Source organism: Salipiger sp. ABF4_146, assembly GCF_056161345.1.
In genome coordinates this window covers 32,656-51,541 of the sequence record NZ_JBSWYX010000024.1, presented here as the reverse complement: position 1 = coordinate 51,541, position 18,886 = coordinate 32,656, and the positions used below count along the sequence as shown (strand labels likewise).

The 18,886-nt window shown below is 62.6% G+C and carries 14 protein-coding genes; 12 read left to right on the top strand and 2 right to left on the bottom strand.

Annotated features, from left to right (window positions below; all coding sequences use genetic code 11):
• Window positions 1–87: 87 nt before the first annotated feature.
• Complete coding sequence (locus ACXAJT_RS23555) at window positions 88–768, bottom strand: OmpA family protein (RefSeq protein WP_475239988.1); 681 nt, start codon at window positions 766–768, stop codon at window positions 88–90.
• A gap of 185 nt (window positions 769–953) precedes the next feature.
• On the opposite strand from ACXAJT_RS23555, the gene ACXAJT_RS23550 reads away from it, so the two are divergent.
• From ACXAJT_RS23550 to ACXAJT_RS23535, 4 genes are all read left to right on the top strand, one after another.
• Window positions 954–2,339 (top strand): TolC family protein, encoded by a 1,386-nt coding sequence (locus tag ACXAJT_RS23550; protein ID WP_475239985.1) that lies wholly within the window; start codon window positions 954–956, stop codon window positions 2,337–2,339.
• Window positions 2,340–2,366: 27 nt separating this feature from the next.
• Window positions 2,367–4,595, top strand: a complete 2,229-nt coding sequence (locus ACXAJT_RS23545; RefSeq protein WP_475239982.1) for a type I secretion system permease/ATPase — start codon at window positions 2,367–2,369, stop codon at window positions 4,593–4,595.
• Entirely contained in the window at window positions 4,592–5,914 is a 1,323-nt protein-coding gene (locus ACXAJT_RS23540) for an HlyD family type I secretion periplasmic adaptor subunit (protein WP_475239979.1), read from the top strand. Before ACXAJT_RS23545 ends, ACXAJT_RS23540 begins: the two co-directional genes overlap by 4 nt.
• Window positions 5,915–6,816: 902 nt before the next feature.
• Window positions 6,817–7,770 carry a hypothetical protein gene (locus ACXAJT_RS23535; protein WP_475239976.1) on the top strand — a complete coding sequence of 318 codons (954 nt, stop codon included), beginning with the start codon at window positions 6,817–6,819 and terminating at the stop codon, window positions 7,768–7,770.
• Window positions 7,771–8,122: 352 nt separating this feature from the next.
• On the opposite strand, the gene ACXAJT_RS23530 is transcribed toward ACXAJT_RS23535, so the two are convergent.
• The gene (locus ACXAJT_RS23530) at window positions 8,123–8,827 is read right to left on the bottom strand and encodes a hypothetical protein (protein WP_475239973.1); all 705 of its coding nucleotides are present in this window, start codon (window positions 8,825–8,827) and stop codon (window positions 8,123–8,125) included.
• Window positions 8,828–9,336: 509 nt separating this feature from the next.
• Between ACXAJT_RS23530 and ACXAJT_RS23525 the strand changes: the two genes are divergently transcribed.
• From ACXAJT_RS23525 to ACXAJT_RS23490, 8 genes are all read left to right on the top strand, one after another.
• Window positions 9,337–9,996 (top strand): transposase, encoded by a 660-nt coding sequence (locus ACXAJT_RS23525; protein ID WP_475239968.1) that lies wholly within the window; start codon window positions 9,337–9,339, stop codon window positions 9,994–9,996.
• On the top strand, window positions 9,993–10,280 hold the full coding sequence (locus ACXAJT_RS23520) for a TRAP transporter large permease subunit (protein ID WP_475239965.1): 288 nt from the start codon (window positions 9,993–9,995) through the stop codon (window positions 10,278–10,280). The genes ACXAJT_RS23525 and ACXAJT_RS23520 overlap by 4 nt, the downstream gene beginning before the upstream one ends.
• 355 nt (window positions 10,281–10,635) lie before the next feature.
• A complete protein-coding gene (locus ACXAJT_RS23515) occupies window positions 10,636–11,439 on the top strand; it encodes an IclR family transcriptional regulator (RefSeq protein ID WP_475239963.1) in 804 nt (267 codons plus the stop codon).
• Window positions 11,439–13,496, top strand: a complete 2,058-nt coding sequence (locus ACXAJT_RS23510) for a hydantoinase/oxoprolinase family protein (RefSeq protein ID WP_475239961.1) — start codon at window positions 11,439–11,441, stop codon at window positions 13,494–13,496. The genes ACXAJT_RS23515 and ACXAJT_RS23510 overlap by 1 nt, the downstream gene beginning before the upstream one ends.
• Window positions 13,486–15,498, top strand: a complete 2,013-nt coding sequence (locus ACXAJT_RS23505; protein WP_475239958.1) for a hydantoinase B/oxoprolinase family protein — start codon at window positions 13,486–13,488, stop codon at window positions 15,496–15,498. Before ACXAJT_RS23510 ends, ACXAJT_RS23505 begins: the two co-directional genes overlap by 11 nt.
• Window positions 15,495–16,244: an SDR family NAD(P)-dependent oxidoreductase gene (locus ACXAJT_RS23500; protein ID WP_475239955.1), complete on the top strand. Its 750-nt coding sequence runs from the start codon at window positions 15,495–15,497 to the stop codon at window positions 16,242–16,244. The genes ACXAJT_RS23505 and ACXAJT_RS23500 overlap by 4 nt, the downstream gene beginning before the upstream one ends.
• A gap of 12 nt (window positions 16,245–16,256) precedes the next feature.
• Window positions 16,257–17,147 carry a polysaccharide deacetylase family protein gene (locus tag ACXAJT_RS23495; RefSeq protein WP_475239952.1) on the top strand — a complete coding sequence of 297 codons (891 nt, stop codon included), beginning with the start codon at window positions 16,257–16,259 and terminating at the stop codon, window positions 17,145–17,147.
• 115 nt (window positions 17,148–17,262) lie between these two features.
• Window positions 17,263–18,816, top strand: a complete 1,554-nt coding sequence (locus tag ACXAJT_RS23490) for an ABC transporter substrate-binding protein (protein ID WP_475239949.1) — start codon at window positions 17,263–17,265, stop codon at window positions 18,814–18,816.
• Window positions 18,817–18,886: the final 70 nt, after the last annotated feature.

The window sequence follows — 18,886 nt, the reverse complement described above, 5'->3', positions numbered from 1 at the left end:
GTTACTGCCCAACTTTTTGCTTGAGCCTTGTTCTCACACATCCGCGGGTATGAACGCGCCTCCGGACTCCGGTGCGCGGTACAATCCTCAGTTTGCTTGCAAAGCCACCTTCATCCTGGCGTAATTGCAGAAGCACCGCTGCGCATACTCGACCTTGCGTACCGCGTCTTTGGCGAAGCCTACCGCAGTGCCACAGTCCTCTCGGGCGGCTCCCGCCATTTGGTAGGCTGGCCCGTTGATCCCTGCTTGCCCGAGCTGCTGATAGGCTCCCACGGCTTCTGCCAAACGCGACCGCAGGTCCTGCTCAAGTTCAGTGCCGACTGACGCCTGCGTCAGGCCAAGATCCCGCCAACTTCTGCAAGCCGCAAAGATATCGTCGAGTGTAACGGTGACCCGGCGGTTGCGTCTCTCAGGACCGGCGACGGCGACCAGTAACTCGCTCTTCCCGCGGCTCGCCACCGTCCCGATCCGGGATACGGGAACGCCTTCCGCGATCAAGGCATCTCTCACGGTGCGTGCGCGAGCAAGCCCCAACTCTTGGTTATAGCCTTGGCTGCCCACCGCATCGGTAAAGCCGACCACAACGGTGGGTTTGTAGCTTGGGGTCGACAGCAGCCTATCGGCAATAACTTGTATTTCCTCACGGGCCGAGACGTCGAGGACGGAAGAATCAAAGTTGAAATTGACTGTGCCGAGTTCCTGCGCCCGCAAAGGCAGTGCAGTGACAACACAGACAAGGAGGCTCAGGAAATATGTTCTGATGCTCATGGCTTACACTTCAGTGGAATACCTCGGCAGCCTGTCGCAGCGTATACTATTTTGCAACTCTCTTCTCGGTTGAGCGCAAATAAACACGCAGTTGCGCGCGCAGCGGTTGATTTGTGGGATTTTTCCGGGTCAGCCTGTTCCTGACTATTTTAACGGGAAGGTTCGAGACCGTGCGTAACCGATCTATGGCGTTCAGCCTGATTACTCTGTTGTCTCTTACATCTCATGCGCAGGCTTTCGATGTCCGGCAAGCAATCGTCTATGTTCTGGAGAGCAATCCAGATATTCAGGCCGCCGAATATAACAAGCAAGCGCGCGAATTTGATCTCGGGCAAGCCCGCTCGTTTCGAGCGCCGAAATTCTCACTCAATGGATGGGCCGGCAGCAGTCGCGACCTAGGCGAAAACAGCAGCGGCACCGGCGATTACGTCGATGGCTACGAGCTCAATGCCGAGGTCTCGCAGCGGCTTTTCGACGGCTATTGGACGCGGTCCGAGATCGAGCACCAGGCTTACCGAGTGGATGCGGCGGCCCTGCGGGTGCTCGAACGTTCGGAGTTTCTGGGGCTCGAAGCGACTCGGCTCTACGCCGATGTGCTGCGGATGCGCGAGCAAGTCAGCGTCGCGCAGTCCAACCTTGCCTACCACCGCGAAGCCGTGGCTCGCCTTCAGCGCGCTTTTGACAACGACGTCGTCAGTCCCAGCGATCTGTTGCAAGGCGAGGAGCGCTTGCTGACCGCCGAGGACATCCTGCTTGAGTTTGAACTCGACCTCGCAGACACCGAAGCATTCTTCATCGAGGTGGTCGGCGTCGAGCCGAACAGTTTGAGTTCGGTGCCTTCGGTTGCGGGCGCCGTCGCGCCGTCTTTTGATCGTGCTCTCGCAACAGCGCGTGCTCGGAATCCAACCATCCGCTTTTCGCAGGCAGACGTCGGGGCATCCGAAGCCCTTTCGCGACGCGCGCAAAGCAACCGCTTCCCGTCCCTCGATCTGGTTGTCGGCGGTCGCTATGGCGAGGATGTCGACGGCGTCGAGGGCGACGTCAACGATCTCTCCGTGGGTTTGCGCTTCAACTACGAATTTCAAGGCACGTCCAACCGCTCGGAACGGGAAGCAAACGCCCGCCGTGTGAACGAAAGCCGCGCACGTCTGCTGTCGCAAACCCGGCTTGTCGAACGTGAGATGCGGCAGAGCTGGAACGCCAGAGAGCAGGTGCGCAAGCGCGTGGCAGTGCTGAGTTCGCGGGTCAAAGAGTTGCGAGACCTTCGCGAGACCTACGAAACCGAGTTCGGTATCGGCGCGCGGTCCCTTCTGGACGTGCTGAATACCCAGAACGCCTATGTGCGCGCCCAGGCCGAGCTCATTAATGCGCGCTCGCTCAGCACCTACATCGACTATCGCGTGCTCGCCGCCTCAGGGGTCCTGCTGACAACGCTTGACATCGAGCCTCCCGAAGACGCCAAGCCCTATGCCCGCGACCAGGTCGGCGCACCACCGGTCGCCGCCGCAGAGACCCAAGACCGCTTCGACGCGCAATCGTTCAGCGATTGGCGCAAGTCCCTCGGCAGATGATTCTCAAAGGGAGGCTAGGAAAGGGGCATGTCAGAACCAGCTGAAACCTCCCAGGCCAGCGGACCACGGCTTCGTATTGCCCCAAAGGTCGCGCAATCGAAGCCAACCGGAAGCGCCCTACCGGAATGGCATTTCCCCCGGCCCGAGAGTGATCCGCTCGCGGCCTGCCTGCTCGAAGCGATGCGTCTGTTCGGGCGAGATATCTCGATGGAAACACTGCGCAGCGGACTGCCGCTTCCGCCCGATGGAGCACTGACGCCGGAATTGGCGCTGCGAGCGGCGGACACGCAAGGGTTCGACGCGATGATAGTCCGCCGGAAAAACCTCGACGCCCTGCCGAAAGAGGTGCTGCCAGCCGTCCTTTTCCTGGCATCGCGCGAGGCCTGTCTATTGCTGGGGCGGCACGAAGATGGGCGCGCCCTGGTGTTCTGGCCCAGTCGAGGCGCGCAGACGCAGCCCATTGCGCTTACCGAATTGCAGGAGGCATATTTCGGGCACGCACTTTTGCTGCGTGTGAGCGGTGTGACCTCTCACCCCTCTGAAGTGGAGGAGCCGGCGGCGCGGCACTGGTTCTGGAGCGCAGCTCGGGCGAACTGGCCCGATTATCTTCAGGTTGTCCTGGCCTCCGGCGCAGTTAACCTCCTTGCGCTTGCGGTGCCGCTCTTTACGATGAACGTCTATGATCGCGTTTTTCCGAACGCGGCGCTCACGACGCTATGGTCGCTGGTGGCGGGGGTAGCGGTCGCGCTCCTCCTCGATGCCGGTCTGAAATGGTTGCGCGCGGGCATCGTGGATGCAGCCGGCAGGCGGCTCGACCTGACGGTCTCTGCAGCTCTGTTCCGCCACATATCGGGGCTACGGCTCGAAGCGATGGACCGGTCCTCCGGCGCGCTGATGAACGCGCTGAAGGATTTCGAGCAGGTTCGCGACTTCTTCGGATCGCAAACAGTTGCCTCGCTCACCGACCTGGTGTTCAGCCTGCTTTTCTTGGTCGTCATCTTTTACATCGGTGGCCCGCTTGTGCTGCCGCCAGCAATCGCCCTTGCCGCCACGCTGCTTATTGGCCTTGCGATCCTCATCCCATTGCGCCGTGCCGCCAACCGGGTGCGGCACAGCAGCGGCGTCAAGAACGCCGTGGCCGTCGAAGCCATTACAGCTCTCGAGACACTCAAGGCAACTTCCGGTCACGGCCGCATGCAGAGCCGGTGGGAACGCCAGGTCATGGAAAGCGCTACGGCACAGGAAGGCAGCACGTCGCTCGCAACGTTCGCAACCACTTCAACCGCCTTTTTGCAGCAATGCTCATCCATTGGCATCGTCATTATCGGGGTCTACATGGCGCTCGAAGGGCATATCACCATGGGGGTGGTGATTGCAGCGGTGATCCTTTCGGGCCGAGCACTCGCGCCCAGTGGCGCCCTCTCCAGCCTGTTCCTGCGCGGCAGCTACGCCATGTCAACCCTGCGTAGCCTCGACACGCTTATGTGCCTCGAGTCTGATGCCTTGCCGCGCCTGTCCACGGTAAATGCCACAAATCTGCTTGGCGCGCTGACGCTTGAGGCCGCCACTCTGCGGTATCCGGCGGCGCCGCTGGACGCGCTCGACGCCATCACGCTGGAAATTCCGGACGGCGCGCGTATCGGCGTGCTTGGGCCCGTCGGCGCCGGCAAAAGCAGTCTCGTGCGCCTGCTGTCAGGGCTCTATCGCCCGACGGAAGGACTCGTTTGCCTTGGCGGCATCAACTTGCAGCAAATCGACAGCGCCCAGGTTCGATCCATGATCCAATTGGTTCCCCAGGACGCCGTTTTGTTTTCGGGAACGCTGGCTGAGAACATTGCCTTCGGGGTGCCGGGCGCGCGCGATAAGGATATACTGCGCGCCGCCCGCGAGGCCGGTGCGGATCGAATTGCAGCGCAACACCCAGATGGCTACGCCATGCGTATCTCCGAGCGCGGCAGCAACCTTTCGGGGGGTCAGCGCCAGTTGGTCGCGCTGGCGCGTGCGCTGCTGATGCGCCCCAAGATCCTTGTTCTGGACGAGCCGACCTCTGCCATGGATCAGGCCAGCGAACAGCTTTTCGTTGAGCGCCTGAGAACTTTACTGGACCGCTGCCCGATGACCCTCATCGTCTCGACCCACCGCATGGGACTTCTTGAGCTGACCGACAGACTGATCGTCCTCGATCAGGGCAAGCTCGTTCAGGATGGACCCAATAGGGCGGTTTTGGACAGACTTGCAGGCAGGGCGCAGTCATGAGTACGGACCGGAGCTGGCAACTCCACGACTTCGCCCCCGGGGCTGCGGCGGCGCGCCTGCATCGTCCCTCCCGCGTGCTGACCTTCGCGCTGCTGCTTATCCTTGTCCTGGCAGGCTGCGGGCTCGCATGGGCAGCCTTCGCCCATATCGAAGAGGTCGCTCGCGCACCCGGACGTGTCGTGCCATCAGGTCGGGCGCGGGTCGTTGAAAGCCTAGAGGGCGGTATCGTGCGAGAAATCCATGTCGCCGAGGGGAGTAAGGTCACGCGGGGCGACATCCTAGTGCGGATCGACGACACCGCAAGTTCCTCAAGCCTCGGCGAGCTTCAGGCACAGCGCAATGCGCTTGTCGCTCGCAGCCTCATGCTCGAGTCCGAAGCGCGCGGCGTCGAGGAGCTCGACTTTGGCCTCTCCGGGCTCGATCCGGGCTCTGCGCTTGCCTTGCGCGAAACCGCGCTGCTTGCCAGTAGGCGTGCCGCCTACTTGGGCCAGCGTGCCGTTTTGCAAGCACAGGTGGATCAGGCGACCCAGGAAATCAGTAAGCTGCAATCCGCCATTGAGCGCAATGCCGAAGGGCTCGCACTTCTGGCCGAGGAGATCGATCTCAAGACCAGCTCCGGCGTCGTCCCGCGGGCACAGATGCTTCCGCTCGAACGCGAAAAATCCGGGCTGCTTCAGGCGCGCGACGAGCAAACAGTCGCCCTCTTGCAGGCCCGTGCAGCCCTGCGCGAGGGCGAAGCGCGCCTTGAAGAGGCTGCGCTGAACCACCGCGCCGAGGTCACTGCCGAGCGGGCAGAAACCCGGAACCAACTCGAGGTTATCGACGAATCCATTCGCCGCGCGTCAGATGCCGTTGCTCGCTCGAACCTTCGTGCGCCGGTGGATGGCATCGTTGCCGAGCTTAACGTCAATACCGTCGACGAGGTTATCAAACCCGACGAGGAAGTGCTGCGGATTGTTCCGGCTGACGATACTCTTCAAGTTGAAGCACGTTTACGTCCCGAAGATGTCGCCTTCGTGCGGCCGGGCCTCGAAGCACGAGTCAAGCTCACCTCCTTCGACTTCACAATCTACGGTGCCCTCGACGGGACCGTTTCGCGCATCGGAGCCGACTCGATGACCGACGAAACGACCGGAGAAATCTACTTCCCGGTGATCGTCGAGACCCCGACGTCGACATTGAGCCACGGCAGTCAGACCCTTGAGATCAAGCCGGGCATGGTTGCCTCTGTTGATATCCTGACGGGCGAACGAACTGTGCTCGACTACCTGCTGAAACCGTTGCGCAAGGCCCGAGCCGAAGCGCTGCGCGAGCGGTGACTAGAGGTTGGAATTTCAGTCCCGAAATTCACCACGTGAAGCATCACCATATGATGCGCGACCAATCCGCAGATTTCACCCGTGGTTGAAATCTGCGGATTGGTCGCGGCGATGCCAAATGCATCGATTGATAGACTGGCTTGGAGGGGCGGGCTCGAGGCGCAGCAAAACCTTAGCTGCGCCCCGCTGTCTTTTGGATCCGTGAGTGGCGTCTCCAAGAAAACAACTTAACGGTGCATTTCTCACAGTCAATACGACAAAAAAGAGCGCAAATTACTAGGCTAAATGGCGCGGGCCAGTGGTCAAAACGATCACGCCTTAAATGAAAGGATCCATCAAGAAGCGCGGGTCTTATTCAGCGCATCGGAAGCATCTGGAGGCCAAACCCTCTGTCCGGCTCCGAGCCGAGTTCCCGGAAAGCTTCCCAAGAGCGCAACCTGCTCATCAAGCTCTGAGGAAACAGAGCACCGGCTCGGCCGGCGCCCGAGGACGACCCGTTCTGGCAGTGCGAACTGGTACCAAAGCGTGGCGAGCGCGGTACGATCAAGATAAACACATCCAAGGATGTTTTTCCGATGGCAAGGCTAGCTCCGTCCCGCCATCCTCTGGATCGACCGCGCTCAAGGTGACCATAGCATACGCTGCCTAATTCCCCTACCGGTTTTGATCACCACACTCTCCGGAAGGTAACGTTCGCCTTTGAGACCCAATACTTGAGATCATGGCGAAATGAGGCGCCGAGCAACATCATGCCGGATGAGATTTTCATTCCATCGTCGAAAGTTAATTCACCGGTTGCCTGCATCACATCATGCTTTCCGCAAGTTGGTACCTGCGTACCAGCCCGAGTGACAAGGGGGCCGGCAGGCTCGTGTGGAGGATTGGCATTGCGATCAGGGCGGTTGATCAATGCGTGGGCCTTGATGGTAGTTTCCGGAATCGCGTTCAGCCCCCGCGCGGCGCACGCACAGGCCGTCGTCGACCTTGTTGGCGGGTCGATCGAAAGCCGCGCCTCGGGTGCCCTTGCGCTCCTCGGGCTCGCCGCCGTGCCCAGCGAAACCGCAAGCACTCTTACTCTGGACACCGGCAGACGGCCTGACAGGGGCGTGGACTTCCGGGCCGGACAGCTTGGCGGCGGCTTCACCTTCAGCGATGAAACTCCTCTCTATTTGGAGGGCCATCTGGGTTGGAACCGATATGATCCAGTCTTCATTGCGTCCTCTGGAGCTGAACAGCGCAGGCTTCCGGTGAATTGGAACAGCTTCGCAGCGTCAGGCGCGATCGGCTGGGATTTCAAGCTGACCGAAACGCTTGCGCTCCGGCCGCTGCTTATGGTTGCACTCGGCACCATTGCGAGCGACGCCACGCTCGGCGCATTCTATGTCGGCAAGAAGCTCGACAAGGATGTGAACTTCCTGTTGGACGCCAACCTGACGGCGGGAGGACTCGGAACCGCTCTGGTGCTCGACTACAACCGCAGGTGGGAGAACGACTGGGAAGTCGATGTGACCCTTCGCCAGAATTACCTTTACCTCGAGCCGATCTGGGGCGACAGGGACGTGGTGGGCAGTGCCGAGGCCATCACGACGGCGCTCTGGTCCCGGCTTCGGATCCCCACGCGCGAGACCGCGTTTGGTCGGCCAATTCGCGCTGTTGGGGAATTCTCACTAGGTCACTATGGCGGCGATCAGGAAGAGATCTTCAATTCCCCATGGATCGCGCAGGTCGGACTCGGCGCCGAAATAGATGTTTCGGAGACCAAAATCCCTTGGGTTACCACCGCCCGCGCAGTCTTCCGGTACACCAAAGGTGAAAATCTCGAGGGCTACGCTCTGGGGCTTGCGGTCAGTTTCTGACGTTCGCTGCGCATGCAGCGTTGGTTGCGAGCAGCCGCAGCAATGCGCAGAGAACGGACTTTTGGTCTAGCGCTTTAGACAGCTCCAAAGGCGCAGCTTGCCGAAGGTAACGACTCCGCTCTGCCATCCCACGGGTGCGCATTTGAAAACACTTGCGCCGTAAACGCCTCGCCAAAAAACATTGGACCCAACACCGCGTCAAATGCAGTACCTGCAGCGAAGATGAAACAGTAGCCCCTGGCTTATCAAAGTTACCAGAAATTCCGTTCAACTTGCTCAGAAAATCTAAAAAATGATAAGCCCAAGGCCTGACGATAATTATACTCACAGCAACCTGCTTATTTCGAGTAACCTAGTTTTCTACAATGGAATCATCATTAAAGTCGAATTTTCGCCTAAGCTTGCCCCAAGAGTTTTCGCTTGATTCTTCTTCTATCTTATCCACTGCAGTATCAAACACACCTAGATACGACTTGAGGTCAGAAAAAGTGGGTATGGAAAATGTGAGATCAGAGTAGGTTTCCGCTGCACCTTTCCAGATATTTCCTGGGGCAGTCGCCAACTCTTCAAAGAGCTCGTCTCGCGTTGGGATTTGCGTCGCGCAGACTTGATCGACATCGCCGGGCAGTTGGAAGTCTGGGTTAAAGGCGACGGATAATTCGTAATTATCCTTTAGCGCCTCGCATAAGTCGTATACCTCCCAAGCGGTTGCTGCCAGAATTACTGACACTCCAATCCATGGGAGAGCCTCTGCCGGCATGGAGCCGAAATTGCGCTGTGCACTTGCAACAAGCCGTCGTCGGACCGCAGTAGTATGTTCCTCGACTGCATCCGCTAAAGGCATATGCCGTTCTTTGTAGCGCACCGTACGTGCGCGAACTTCAGGGCTGACCGCCGCCAGCTGACCTATCTGGAGCTTGTTGGCTTCCAGCTCCTCTACAAGAAGTTTGGTTTTTTGAGTGCTGGTCAGATTCGAAATTGGCTTTATGCCATACGCTGAACGCAGTGCTTCAGCGTCGGACACCACCCTTTGAGCAACAACGTCGTTCAAAGACAATGCGAACTCCTCGGGCGGCTTTGATCCTTTCGCTCTATTTGTGCTCCTTGAAGTAAAACGAAGGTTGCGTGGATCGTTTGCTAATTCCTCAACTCATTTCCGCAGATCCCCTGTGAATAGGCGTAATAAAGTGATATCAGATGGTCGACTTCAATATCTTCGCATTTGTCTTTCTCGTTTGCGGTGTACTGATCCTACACCAATTGACCAAGAGAACAGTAGCTTCCGCGAGTCTTGTACGATGGTCTAGAGAAGTCATGATCACACTGCTGCGCATTTCCCGCATGTGCTGACATAACGAAGGTGCCTAGGCAGAATAAACGAAATGCCTTATTCATTATTAAATATTCCTTTGTAAAATGTACTTCCAAAATGCTGGCGCTTGTCGAATACTGATGCAATGATAAACCTATCAAGCTTGACAACATGTTGAAGGCTGGACACCTCCGGAAACCTCTGGCTGATGTTCTGTCGTCGTGATTCACTGCCTGCGATGGGTGGAGGGGATCATGGCCAAGCAAGCAGGGTTCTGGAGTGTCGATGACCGGCTGGCGGAAATCTCGGCGGGTGGTGACCCGCTTGAGATCCTGAACGCCACGGTGGATTTCGAGCGCTTCCGACCGATCCTGGAACGCGCGGCCGGCAAAGCGCGCAGCGCCAAGGGCGGCCGGCCCTCGTTGGACGTGGTGCTGAAGTTCAGGATGCTGGTGTTGCAAAGCCTGCACGGGCTGAGCCTCGAAGCGACCGAGCGCATGGTTCGGGACCGGCTCAGCTGGATGCGCTTCTGCGGGCTGGGCATCGCAGATACCGTGCCCGACGCGAACACGCTGTGGGACTTCCGGGAGGCGCTCATCAAAGCCGGCGCGTTCGATGCGCTGTTCCAGCAACTCGACCGCGCGATCAACCAGGCGGGCTTCATCCCGCGCGCCGGGCAGATCATCGACGCAAGCCTCATTGCGGCGCCGCGCCAGCGCAACTCCGACGTTGAGAAGGCGGCAATCAGGGCGGGCAAGACCGCGTCCGAGATCTGGCCGGACAAGCCCGCCAAGGCGGCGCAAAAGGACACGAACGCGCGCTGGACCGTCAAGTATTCCAAGGCCAAGACACGCGCGGACGGCAGCAAGCCAGTCGATCTCGCCTCCTGTTCGCCGAAATCCTATCGGATTTGACGCTTCGTGAGCGGAGCACTTCGAAGGGGCTGGCTCAGATCATCCTGACGCCGATGCTGCTGCCGCTGGCGCCAAAGCTGGGGCTGGGGACGGTGCACTTCGGCATCATCAGCGTGGTGGGCCTCGCCATCGGCATGGTCACGCCCTCGGTGGCAATCAACCTCTTCGTCGCCTCCACCACCTTGGACCCTCCGATCGAGCGGATCCCCCGCGCCGTGCTGCCCTACCTGGCGGTGCTGGTCCTAGTCTACCTGCTGGTCGCATTCGTGCCGCTGGCGCTCTGAGCCTCGCCTGACACCGGGCGGGGGGGGCGTGATTCGCGCCCCTGCCCGGCCAGATGCTCATCTTCCGTGCATATATGAGAAAAAGTTTCGCGGCCGCCTGAGGGGCCGTTTTGCGTTCTCCCGGGTGCGTTTCGCGTCGTGAAACACCCCTTCGGCGCAATGCCGCTGGGGTCAATTCTACAACGTCCAATTGGATGTAACGGGCCTGTGACAGCCTACCCCGCGCGGTGCCTCGCACCGTGGCGTGGCCGTGGTCGTGCGCGGCCGATGTCGCGCCGCCGCAACCCACACCGGTGTTGACAGACAGCCCTTCCGTTCCGTCAACTGATTACAGATGCGAACAGGGTTCACATACATGAACAACCAAGTCAAGTCCGCCGCAAGGGTCCTCGACGTGCTGGAGCTGCTCTCCCGCCAGCCGGAACCGATGCGCCTGAACGAGCTGGTGGCCCGGCTTGGCTTTCCCAAGTCCTCAGCCTACGGGCTGCTCTCGACCCTCGTGGCGCGCGGCTACGTCAAGAAGGACAGCGCCGACCGCTATGCCATCGTTGAGACCTTCCGCCAGGGCTTCGGCTGGGTCGGCGGGCTGGAGGGCTTCCTGACCTCCGTCGCGGCCCCCGTGGTGGAAGAGATGCGCGACAGGTTGAACGAGACGGTCTTTGTCTGCGTCCGCACCCCGGAACAGAACGCCCGGCTGGTCACCAAGGCCGTCAGCCGCCAGCCGATCCGCTACGACGCCTCGGACCAGTCCTCGCTGCCGGGCTACGGCACGGTGATGGGCCGGGTCCTGCTGGCCTTCCAGCCCGACGAGGTGATCGACGCGTACTTCGCCAGGACCGAGCTGCGCGCCTTCAACGAGCTGACCCCCACGGACGAGGCGACGATCAGGGCCGCACTCGCGCAGATCCGCGCCGAGGGCTACGGCACCATCGTCGACGAATACGCCACCGGCGGGGCAGGTATCGCCTCCCCGATCCGCAACGCGGAAGGCACCGTGGTGGCCGTGATCGACGTGGCCACCGTGACCGCCCGCTACGAACAACGCCGGGACGAGATGCTGGCCGCCGTACTGGAGGGCGCCGCCCGGATCAGCACGCGGCTCGGCTATCGCCCCGGCCCCGAAGACAACCAGACACTGACACCACAAGGAGACGCGTGATGGGTTATCGCGTGGGCGTAGACATCGGCGGCACCTTTGCCGACTTCTGCGCATTCGACGAAACGGCGGGCAGCATGGGCACCGTCAAGGTTCTGACCACCCCCGACAAGCCGGGGCAGGAGGTCATCGACGGCCTGAAGGCGCTGGAAGACCGCTTTGGAATCGCGCCCGGCGACATCTCCTATTTCACCCACGGCACCACGGTGGGCATCAACTCGATCATCATGCGCAAGGGCATCCGCCTTGCCATGTTCACCACCGAGAACTTCTGCGACGTGCTGGAACTGGCGCGGCTCAAGATGCCCGATCCCTACCACCTGCTCTCCTCCCGGCCCGAAGCGCTGGTGACCCGCGACCTCGTCTTCGGCGTGGCGGAACGGATGCTGGCCGACGGCACCGTGGACAGCCCGCTGGACGAGGAAAGCCTGCGCGCAGCCGTGGCGGCGGCCAAGGCGCGCAGGGCCGAGGGCGTGGTGATCTCCTTCCTGCACAGCTATCGCAACCCCGCGCATGAGCAGCAGGCCAAGCGCCTGATCACCGAAATCGCGCCCGAGCTGCATGTCTTCACCTCGCACGAGGTGCGCCCGATCATCCGGGAATACGAACGCTCCTCCACCGCCGTGATCCATGGCTACGTGCAACCGCGCGTGTCCCAGTACCTCGGCGCGCTGCAAGAAGCCCTGTCGGGCATCGGCGTGACGCCCGAGCCGATGATCACCAAGTCGAATGGCGGCATCATGTCGGTCGAGGTCGGCAAGACCGCCTGCGTCGAGATGCTGCTTTCGGGCACGGCGGCGGGCGTCATCGGCGCGGCCTTCGTCGCACGCGAGGCCGGCGAGGACAAGGTGCTGAGCCTCGACATCGGCGGCACCTCGGCGGATGTGGCGATCATCACAGGCGGCCAGCCCGGCTATGGCATGAACGAGGTCGTCGGCGATTTCCCGATCTTCGTGCCCACCGTCTCGGTCACCTCCATCGGCGAGGGCGGCGGCTCCATCGCGCGGATCGACGCAGCGGGGATGCTGACCGTGGGTCCGGACAGCGCGGGCTCCACCCCCGGGCCTGCCGCCTATGGCCGGGGCGGCACGCAGGCGACGATCACCGATGCCTTCGTGACGCTGGGCCTGCTGGACCTCTCGGCGCTTGGCTATGGCATGGTCTCGGTCGACCGGGACAAGGCCATCGAGGTGATCCAGCCGCTGGCCAACAGCCTTGGCAGCACGCTGGAGGAAACCGCCGAGGGGATCGTGGGCATTGCCGTCTCGGGCATGTTCCGCGAGGTCTCCAAGCTGTGTTCGCGCCGTGGGATCGACGTGGGCGAGTTCTCCCTGCTGGCCTTCGGCGGCGGCGGCCCGATGATGGCCTGCTTCCTTGCCCGCGACCTCGGGATGAAACGCGTGATCGTGCCCCCCTCCCCCGGCGTTCTTTCGGCGCTTGGCGGGCTGACGGCGGACGTGCGCAACGACTTTACCGAAACCGCCTATTACGACCTCGCCCCCGCCAATGCCCCGCGCATGGGCGAGACCGTCGCCCGGCTGACCGAAAAGGCCCGCCGCTGGATGGTCGAGGAACAGCATTACGAGGGCACGCCCGTCTTCCACGCCTCGGGCGAGATGCGCTACCGCGGGCAGAGCTTCGAGATCGAGGTGCCCATCGATCCCGCCACGCTGGCCAAGGCCGACATCACCCCGGTGGCGGAGGCCTTCCACGCCGAGCACCGCCGCCTCTATGGCCATGCCGACCCCGAGGCGCCGATCCAGATCATCGCCATCAATCTCGTGGTGACCGGCCATTCGGCCAAGCCGACCCTTCCGCGCAGCACGCCCCAGCCGAAGACGGTGACGGCGCAGGCCAGCATGTCGGCCTGGCTGGACGGCGCACGCCGCGAGGTGCCGCTTTTCACGCGGACCGACCTGACGCCCGGTGCCACCTTCGTCAGCCCCTGCGTGATCGCGCAGGATGACACCACCACCATCGTGCCCGCCGGATTCAGCGGCGAGGTCGATGGCCATGGCAACCTGATCCTCACCCTCGCGGAGACCGCCGATGCGAACTAATCCCGTCACCCTCAAAGTGCTGGAAAACCACGCGCAGGCCGTGGCCGAAAGCATGGCCTTCACGCTCTTCCGCACCGCGCATTCCACCTTCGTAAAAGAGACCGAGGATTTCACCACCGGCCTCGTCACGCCCTCGGGCATGACCTTCGCCAGCCCCCGCGACCTTGGCGCCACGTGGTTCATCGGCCTTGATTACAAGGGTGCGCTGGAGATGATCGACGACTACGAGGAGGGCGACATCTGCGTTACGAACGACCCCTACTCGGGCTTCGTCTGCACCCATACGCCGGACATGCACATCTGGAAGCCGATCTTCTGGGAGGGCGAGATCATCGCCTTTGCCGTCGGCCATATCCACAACACCGACATGGGCGGCGCGGTGCCCGCCTCGCTGTCGCGGGCCAACACCGAGGTCCATCAGGAGGGCATCCGCTTCCGCCCCACCAAGCTGATCAGCCGCGGCGTGATGAACGAACAGCTGATCGAGACAATGATGCTGAACGTCCGCATGCCCGATCAGAACCGGGGCGACCTGAACGCGCAGATCGCCGCCGTGAACACCGGCGAAGCCAAGATGCACGAGATGATCCGCAAGTTCGGCGTCGAGACCGTGAAGAACGGCATCGAGGACCTGCTGGACGTGGGCGAGGCGCGCGCGCGTGCCGTGATCTCGGGCCTGCTCGATGGCGACCACCGCTTTGTCGACTACCTTGACGAGGACGGGCCGGGCGGCGTGCCGGTGCGGCTGGAGCTGACGCTGAAGGTGCGCGGCGACGAGGTCATCATGGACTTCACCGGCTCCGACCCACAGCTGAAATCCGCGCTCAACATGCCCACCGGGGGCAACCCCCGGCACATCCTGCTGATGGTGGGCTACAACTACTGTCTCTACACGCTCGACCCGTCGATCCCGCTGAACGGCGGCATCCTCAGGGCGGCGACTTGCGTCGTGCCCGAGGGCACGGTGCTCAATCCCCAGTACCCCGCTGCAGTCGGGATGCGCTCGCTCACCTGCGGGCGGCTGCAGGGGGTCATCATGGGGGCGTTCCACGCCGCCGCCCCGGACCGTCTGCCCGTGGGCGCGGCGGGCGGCGGCGGGATCGTGAACGTCAAGACCTTCGACGCCGCCAGCGGCAAGCTCTCCATGGCCTCGATCGACCCGGTGACCGGCGGCGCGGGCGGCTCGGCGCTTGGCGATGGCACCGACGGCTCCGGGGCCAACTCGGCCTTCCTCAAGAACACCCCGGTCGAGATCAACGAGGTCGAGGTGCCGATCAAGTTCCGCCGCTATGGCCTCGTGCCCGACAGCGGCGGCCCCGGCACCGCACGAGGCGGCATGGCGACCGAACTGGAGGTCGAGGTCTTCACCCCGGACACCGTGATCACCGCGCGCAACCGCGACCGCACGATCTTTGCTGCCTGGGGCGGCTCGGGCGGGCAGCCCGGTGCGCCCTCGTTCTTCACACGCGTGACGCCCAAGGGCGAGGAGATCAACCTCGGCAATACCGACGTGGTGACCATGGGGCCGGGCGACATCTTCAACCTGACCTCGGGCGGCGGCGCAGGCTATGGCAATCCCTTCGCCCGGCCAGTGGAGCTGGTGGTGCGCGACGTGCTGCGCGGCTCGGTCACACCCGAGAAGGCCAAGGCGAGCTATGGCGTCGTCGTGGACCGCGAGGGCGTGCTGGACGGCCCCGCCACCAAGGCCCTGCGCGACGCCCACGTGGCCCCGGCCCCCACGACCTTCAGCTACAACGAGAGCCGCCGCGCCTACGAGGCGATCTGGACCGATGCCAACTACGCCGCGCTGACGCAGGCGCTGACCATGATGCCGGTGCACTGGCGCCACTTCGTCAAGCGCGAGGTCTTCGACCGGATCGACGCCCTGCCCGCGAAAGCCCGCAAGGGCGACGGCAGCGAGGTCTGGGAGGCCGTGGAAGCCGTGAAAACCCGCGTGCCCGGCCTCGCCCGGTCGATGCAGGTGCAGGAGGCGGCGGAATGATCAGCTTCGACTTCTCCGGCCAGACCGTCCTCGTGACCGGGGCCGCCCGCGGCATCGGGGCGGGCATCGCGGCCGAATTCGCCGCGGCAGGTGCGCGCGTCGTGGCCGCAGATATCCTTGGCGACGATCTGGCCGCCTTCGCCGCCGACCATCCGGGTGTCGAGACGGAGGTGATCGACCTTGGCGATTTCGAAGCGGTCAAGGCCCGCTTTGGCGATCTGGTCCCCGACGTGGTGGTGAATTCCGCCGGCGGCGTGCGCGGCAACACCAAAAAACCGTTGGAAGAGGTCACGGACGAAGAATGGATGTCTATCTATGACGGCAATGTCATGTCGGCCTTCAACCTGATCCGAGCCGTGATTCCGGCAATGAAGGCGCGCGGCTCGGGCCGGATCGTGACGATCTCCTCCGGTGCGGGGCTGAAACCCAGCCTGACCGGCATCCAGTCCTACTGCTCGGCCAAGCACGGGCTCATCGGCCTGACCCGCCAGATGGCGCTGGAGCTGGGGCCCTTCGGGATCACCGTGAACTCCGTCGCGCCGGGCTTCCTGCGCACCTCGCCCGACTATGAAAAGCAATGGGCGAGCTACGGCGAAGAGGGCCAGAAACGCATGGTCGAGAACATCGCCATGCGCCGTCTAGGTGAGCCCGCCGACATCGCCGCCGCCTGCGCCTTCCTCGCCTCGGACCGGGCGGGGTTCATCACCGGGCAGGTATTGCCCGTTTCCGGCCATCCCTTCCCCTAAGGACCTGAAATCATGAGCATATCCGAAAACCCCTGGGAATGGCCTGAAGAGGTCTGGCGCGGCAAGGTCGATCGCGTGCGCGCCGGTCAAAGCCTCAAGCCCGCCACCTGGCCCGGTGGCGCCAAATGCGCCGTCGCCATGTCCTTCGACGTGGACCACGAGACGAACGAGCTGCGCGACGGTGGCAAGTCCATCGGTGCCATGAGCCGCGGCCAGTACGGCAACCGGCAGGGCATCCCCCGGATCATGGAGATCATCCGCCGCCAGGACATCAAGGCCAGTTTCTATGTCCCCGCCGTGGTGGCGCAGCTCTACCCCGAGGAGACCCGCATGTTCGTGGCCGAGGGCCACGAGGTCGGCATCCACGGCTGGATCCACGAACGCAACTCGGTCCTGCCCGAGCCGGTGGAACGCGATCTTCAGATGCGCTCGGCCGACATGCTGGAAAAGATCAGCGGCGCGCGCCCGGTGGGCATCCGCACGCCGTCGTGGGATTTCTCGCAAGCCACGCTGGAAATCACCCGCGACATGGAGCTGGCCTATGACAGCTCGCTCATGGCGGATGTGGATTGCTACCGGCTGCTGCTCGATGGCGCGGACACCGGCGTGGTGGAACTGCCCGTCGAGTGGAACCGCGACGACGCCGTCTACTTCAACATGAACCGCTTCTCGGCGCTGCGGCCCTACACCCCGCCCGAGGCCGTCTTCGACATCTTCTCGAAGGAGTTCGAAGCCGCCTACGCCGAGGGTGGGATTTTCCAGCTCACGATGCATCCGCACATCACCGGCTACCGGTCGCGGGTCTGGATCTTCGAAGAGCTGATCAAGCTGGCAAAGGCAAAGGGCGACGTCTGGTTCGCCACCCATGCCGAGATCGTGGACTGGGTGAAGGCCAACGGCTGAGCCCGCCCCGTCATCCCCACGCGGCCCCGCACGGGTCCTTGCCGTCCCGGTCCCTCCCCGGTGCGGCCAAGACAAAGAGAACAAATCAACGTCAACCAACAGAGAGATAAACGCCATGAAACATCACGTTCTGGCGCTGTGCTCCGCACTTGCGCTGATGACTCCGACCCTGGGTGCGGCCCAGGATCGCTACGTCCATGCCAACAACTCCTCCTATGACACGCTCGATCCGCACACCGTGCGCGACGTGGCCCGCGTGGCGTCGCGGCTCAACTTCTACGACGGGCTCTACCGCTGGGTGGACAATCCCCCGCAACTGATCCCGTGGCTGGCCACCGATCACTCGGTCTCCGAGGACGGCCTGACCTGGACCTTCAACCTGCGCGACGACGTGACCTTCCACGACGGCACCAAGATGACCGCCGAGGATGTCGTCTATTCCTTCGAGCGGATGCTGGAGCTGAAGCGGGGGGCCGGTTCGCTCTTCCTGCCGATGATCGATCCCGGCATGACCGAGGCGGTGGACGAATACACCGTCACCTTCACCCTCAAGGAACCCTCGGCGATCTTCGCGGCGCTGGTGCCCGACATCCTCGTGGTGAACTCGACGCTGGTGCAGGAAAACGAGGTCGATGGCGACTGGGGCCAGGCCTACATGATCGACCACGTCGCGGGCTCTGGCTCCTACATGCTGCAACGCTATGACCCGGCGCGCGGCTTCATCGGCGAACGCTTTGCCGATCACTTTGCCGGCTGGGGCGAGAAGTACTTCGACGAGATCGAGTTCCGCACCGTTCTGGAGACCAACACCCGGATCCAGGGCCTGATGCGCGGCGATTACCAGGGCCTCGACGGCTACCTTGCGCCCGACCAGGTGGATCGCCTGAGCGCCGACGAGGACGTGCAGATCATCGAGGAAGAATCGATGCGCGTGTTCCACATCGCGATGCACAACGGCCGCGCGCCGCTGGACGACAAGAACTTCCGCATGGCGATGGTGCATGCCTTCGACTACGACGGCTACATCAACGAGATCATGCAGGGCACCGTCGCCCGCAACCCCACGATCATGCCGGGCAACCTCTGGGGCGCACCGGATGTGCCTGGCTACGACTACGATCTCGAGAAGGCCAAGGAATTTCTCGACGCCTACAAGGCCGACCATGGCGACGAGGTCCGCACGATCAAGATCGGCACGCTGGCCGGCTTCTCGGAAACGGAACAGGCCGCGGCGCTAATGCAGAACGGGCTCTCGCAGCTCGGCATCGAGGTCGAGATCGAGAGCTCGCCCTGGCCGGTGATCTCCTCGGCGATGCAGAACCCGGACACGATGCCCGACATGGTGCCCTACTGGAAGTCGACCTATTACGTCGATCCGAATAACTGGGTGGGTGAGCTCTATGCCTCGCGCTATGCCCCCACGCGGAACGTGTCGTCCTACCACAACGACGCCGTGGACGAGATGCTGGAGAAGGCGCTGGTAATCACCGATCAGGACGCCCGCGCCGAGCTCTACTCGGATGCCACCAAGCAGATCTACGAGGATGCGGCCGGTATCTGGATCTACAACACCAAGTGGTTCGGCCCCTATGCCTCCAACGTGAAGAACGTCCGTTTCTGCCCGGTCGGCAACGGCCAGGACATGCGGTGGGCCTACCTCGAGGAGTGATCCCCTCTGATGCCCCCTCTGACGGCCCCTTCCGGGGGGCCTGACTGGGGGACCTGACCGGGGCGCCGCG